This is a genomic window from Nguyenibacter vanlangensis (assembly GCF_013376155.1).
In the GTDB taxonomy this organism is placed as follows: domain Bacteria; phylum Pseudomonadota; class Alphaproteobacteria; order Acetobacterales; family Acetobacteraceae; genus Gluconacetobacter; species Gluconacetobacter vanlangensis.
Genome location: NZ_JABXXP010000258.1, coordinates 1 through 3,932 on the forward strand (window position 1 = coordinate 1; position 3,932 = coordinate 3,932).

Genomic DNA, 3,932 nt, shown 5'->3' on the forward strand with positions numbered 1-3,932 from the left:
GCCGACGACGGCGATGATCGCACGCCCCGGGCGGCGGCCGGGGCCAAGCTGGGGCTGGCCGAACGGTTCTATGACCGGCTGCTGTCCCTGCTGCCGATCCTGTCGGGCGGGCGGATCGTGACCCTGGACACGCCGGATACCGACCCCAGCGTGCAGCCGATGACCGGGGTGGACGGCGCCGCGCGGCCGGAAATGCCCCCCTATATCCGCCGGACCGCGCGCCGGCACCTGATCGTCACGGTGGCCGAGCCGGTGATGCATGAGGGCCAGACGATCGGCATCATCCAGTTGACGCGGCAGGCCGGCAACGTGGACCGGTCCCTGTTCGCCGTGCGCTCGTCGATCCTGTCGCTGTTCCTGGTGGCGCTGGCCGTGACGGTGCTGCTGTCGTGGTACCTGTCGCTGACGATCGCGCGTCCGCTGCTGCGGCTGACCGCGTCGGCCCATGTGATGCGCGAGAGTACCGGCCGGTCGGATCCGGTGCCGGTGCGTCTGCTGGCCCGCCGGGACGAGATCGGCGAGGTGGCGCGGGCGCTGCAGGACAGCGCCCGGGCGCTGTGGGCGCGGATGGACGCGATCGAGCGGTTCGCCGCCGATGTCAGCCACGAGATCAAGAACCCGCTCTCGTCGATCCGCTCGGCGATCGAGACGCTGCTGCGGATCGAGGATCTGAACCGCCAGCGGCGGCTGCTGTCGATCATCAACGAGGACGTGCGGCGGCTGGACCGGCTGATCACCGATATTTCCGATGCCAGCCGGGTGGACGCGGAATTGTCGCGCGCGCGTACCGAGCCGGTGGCGGTGGTGCCGATGCTGTCGGTGCTGGCCGAGATCCACCAGGCGACGCGCCAGCCGGGCCAGCCGGTGCTGAGCGTGGCCAGCAGCGGGGATACGGCCGAGCGCCGGCTGGCGGTGATGGCGGTCGAGGACCGGCTGGTGCAGGTGCTGCGCAACCTGATCGGCAATGCGATCTCGTTCTCGCCGCCCGACGGGCGCATCGTGCTGAGCGCGGTGCCGGCCGCCGGCGGGATGGTCGAGATCGCGGTGACGGACGAAGGGCCGGGCATTCCGCCCGGAAAGCTGAACAGCATCTTCGACCGTTTCTATTCCGAGCGGCCGACCAGCGAGAATTTCGGCCAGCATTCGGGGCTGGGCCTGTCGATCAGCCGGCAGATCGTCGAGACCCTGAAAGGCACGATACGCGCGGAAAACCGCATCGGCCCCGATGGCCAGGTGACCGGCGCGCGGTTCGTCGTCAGCCTGCCGCGGGTGGCCTGAGGAGTTTCGCGCGCGCCGGCACATAACTCCCGACGTACAAAAGTTTTTTGGTTCTTTTTTCAAAAAAGAACGCAAAGGCACCCGCTCATTGCGGTGAATTTCCGTACCGGCGATAAATATAGCCGGGCGGATCGTCCGGCAGGCTGTCCAGGATCGCGGCGATGCGGCCATGGTGGGGCGATCGGGTGCAGACCGGGTCGGTGGCGCCGGCATCGCCCAGCAGGGCAAGCGCCTGGCAGCGGCAGCCGCCCCAATCCTGTTCGCGCAGGTCGCAGCCGCGGCAGGGTTCGGGCATCCAGTCCGTGCCGCGGAACAGCCGGAAGAGCGGGGCATTTTGCCAGATCTCGGCCAGGCCGGCGGTACGGATGTCGGGCATGGGCACGCCGGGCACGGTTTCGGCCGCGTGGCAGGGCAGGACATGGCCGGCGGGCGAGATATTCACGAAGCGGCGTCCCCAGCCGCCCATGCAGGGCTTGGGCTGGTCGGCGTAATAATCGGGGGTGACGTAGTCGATGGCGAGCGCCGTCCCCAGCCGGGCGCGCGCCTCCGCGACGGCGCGGGTCGCGTCCTCGAGCTGGGCGCGGCTGGGCAGCAGGGCGGCGCGATTGGCCAGGCCCCAGCCGTAATATTGCGTGTGGGCGATTTCCACCCGCCGCGCGCCCAGCGACAGCGCCAGGTCCAGCATGTGCGGGATGCGCGCGATATTGGCGCGATGGACGACGAAATTCAGCGTCAGCGGCATGCCGTCGGCCACGACGATGCGGGCGGCCGCCAGCTTGCGCTCCTGCGCGCCGGCCATGCCGCCGATCCGTTCGGCGGAGGCCGTATCGACGTCCTGGAAAGAGAGCTGGACATGGTCCAGCCCCGCATCGGCCAGGGCGCGGAAGCTGGTTTCGGTCAGCAGCACGCCCGAGGTGATCAGGTTGGTGTACAGCCCCCGTCCCGCCGCGTGGCGTACCAGATCGGGCAGGTCGGGCCGGGCCATCGGCTCGCCGCCCGAGAAATGCACCTGCAGCACGCCCAGTTCGGCCGCCTGGTCGAGGATGCCGGTCCATTCGGCTGCGGTCAGTTCCCGCTCGCGCCCGTCCAGCGCCAGGGGGTTGGAGCAGTACGGGCATTGCAGCGGACAGCGATGCGTCAGCTCGGCCAGCAGGCTCATCGGCGGCGGGGCGGTCGTCATGCCGTCAGGACCTGGCGGGCCGCGAGGTCGGCGATCATGGCCAGCACGTCCCGGGCAATGACCGGGCGGGGCGCGTCGAAGCGGGCGGCCAGCAGGTCGATGATGGCGCCGACCGGGCGTTGCCCGTCCACCAGGCGCAGGATTTCGGCCGCGACCGGATCGGCAATGAAGGCGCGTTCGGGCGCCTGGATCACCCACTGGTCGCGCACCCGGTCGTGCTGCAGCCGCGTGCCGCGCAGGAAGCGGACGATATCGGCCTCGGACGGCGCGGGACGCGGGTCGCCGGTCATGCGGGGTCGGGACGGAAGGCGCCGGGCGGGATGCGGCCGGGCGCGACATAGGCATAGTCCAGCGCGTCCAGCATCGACCACAGCACGTCGCATTTGAAACGCAGCGCGTCCATCACCGCCTGCTGCTGTTCGGCGGTGCGCGCATGGTCGCGCACATAGGCCAGGGCGAAATCGGAATCGCGCGGGGCCTGGGTCAGGCGCGGCTGGAAATAGGCAAGGGTGTCGGGGGTGACGAAATCATAATGGCGCAGCATGCCCGAGACGCGTTCGCCGATGATGGTCGGCGAGAAAAGTTCGGTCAGGGACGAGGCGATGGCTTCCAGGATCGAGCGATCGCGCACGAAATGGACATAGGCGTCGACCGCGAAGCGGGTGGCCGGCAGCAAGCCGTGCAGGGATTCGACATAGGCGCGGTCCAGCCCCAGCCCGTCGGTCAGTTTCAGCCAGCGCGCGACCCCGCCCGTATCGGGCGCGTCGCCGTCGTGATCGACCAGGCGGCGGCGCCATTCGCGGCGCAGCTCCGCCGTCGGCAGGCGGGCCAGCAGGGTCGCGTCCTTGGCCGGAATCCGGCACTGGTAGTAATAGCGGTTCAGCGCCCAGGCCTGCACCTGCCCCCGGGTCAGCCGGCCGTCATGCAGCGCGCGATGGAACGGATGCAGGTTGTGATAGCGTTCGGCGCCGATGGCGCGCAGCGCGGCCTCGAGCCCGTCGGGGGAAAGGGGCGGCGTGCTCATGCCTGGATCCTCATGCCGTCGAAGGCGATGTCCCACCCCGCATCGCGGGCGGCCTGGTGCTCGGCGCTGTCGTCGAGCAGGATGGGGTTGGTATTGTTGATGTGAATCAGGATCTTGCGCCGGACGTCCAGTGCGGCGAAGGCGGCGATCGTGCCGTCCGGGCCGCTGACCGACATATGGCCCATGCGCCGCCCGGTCTTCTGGCCCACGCCGGCGCGCAGCATTTCATCGTCGGTCCAGAGCGTGCCGTCGAAGAAGACCAGGTCGGCGCCGCGCAGGCGTGCGCGCAGGCTGTCGGTCATCCGGGCGCAGCCGGGGATGAACAGGGCCTGGCGCGTGCCGTCCGAAATCGCCAGGCCGATCGTCTCGCCGTTCTCGACGATCGCGGCGGGGTCGGGGCCGGATTCGGCATAGAGCGGGACCTTGCCGGGCACGACGAAGGCCGTGACC

Annotated in this window: 5 protein-coding genes; 1 reads left to right on the plus strand and 4 read right to left on the minus strand. The window is 69.9% G+C overall.

Annotated elements, in window-relative coordinates:
• Nucleotides 1–1,278: HAMP domain-containing sensor histidine kinase (locus HUK84_RS11900; RefSeq protein WP_246285643.1), on the plus strand; the 1,278-nt coding region annotated here is incomplete at its 5' end.
• Between the two features lie 85 nt (nt 1,279–1,363).
• On the opposite strand, the gene pqqE is transcribed toward HUK84_RS11900, so the two are convergent.
• The 4 genes from pqqE to HUK84_RS11920 all read right to left on the minus strand — a co-directional run.
• On the minus strand, nt 1,364–2,458 hold the full coding sequence (gene pqqE, locus HUK84_RS11905) for a pyrroloquinoline quinone biosynthesis protein PqqE (RefSeq protein ID WP_176640485.1): 1,095 nt from the start codon (nt 2,456–2,458) through the stop codon (nt 1,364–1,366).
• Entirely contained in the window at nt 2,455–2,748 is a 294-nt protein-coding gene (pqqD, locus tag HUK84_RS11910) for a pyrroloquinoline quinone biosynthesis peptide chaperone PqqD (protein ID WP_176640486.1), read from the minus strand. The genes pqqE and pqqD overlap by 4 nt, the downstream gene beginning before the upstream one ends.
• Nucleotides 2,745–3,482, minus strand: coding sequence for a pyrroloquinoline-quinone synthase PqqC (gene pqqC / locus HUK84_RS11915; protein WP_176640487.1), 738 nt, complete (start codon nt 3,480–3,482; stop codon nt 2,745–2,747). Before pqqC ends, pqqD begins: the two co-directional genes overlap by 4 nt.
• On the minus strand, nt 3,479–3,932 hold a 454-nt coding region (locus tag HUK84_RS11920), incomplete at its 5' end, for an MBL fold metallo-hydrolase (protein WP_246285644.1). The genes HUK84_RS11920 and pqqC, both read right to left, overlap by 4 nt.

What these genes read in the sequence shown, in the direction of transcription:
- pqqC (WP_176640487.1), bottom strand. Translation starts at nt 3,482, where the DNA reads ATGAGCACGCCGCCCCTTTCCCCCGACGGGCTCGAGGCCGCGCTGCGC.
- pqqD (WP_176640486.1), bottom strand. Translation starts at nt 2,748, where the DNA reads ATGACCGGCGACCCGCGTCCCGCGCCGTCCGAGGCCGATATCGTCCGC.
- pqqE (WP_176640485.1), bottom strand. Translation starts at nt 2,458, where the DNA reads ATGACGACCGCCCCGCCGCCGATGAGCCTGCTGGCCGAGCTGACGCAT.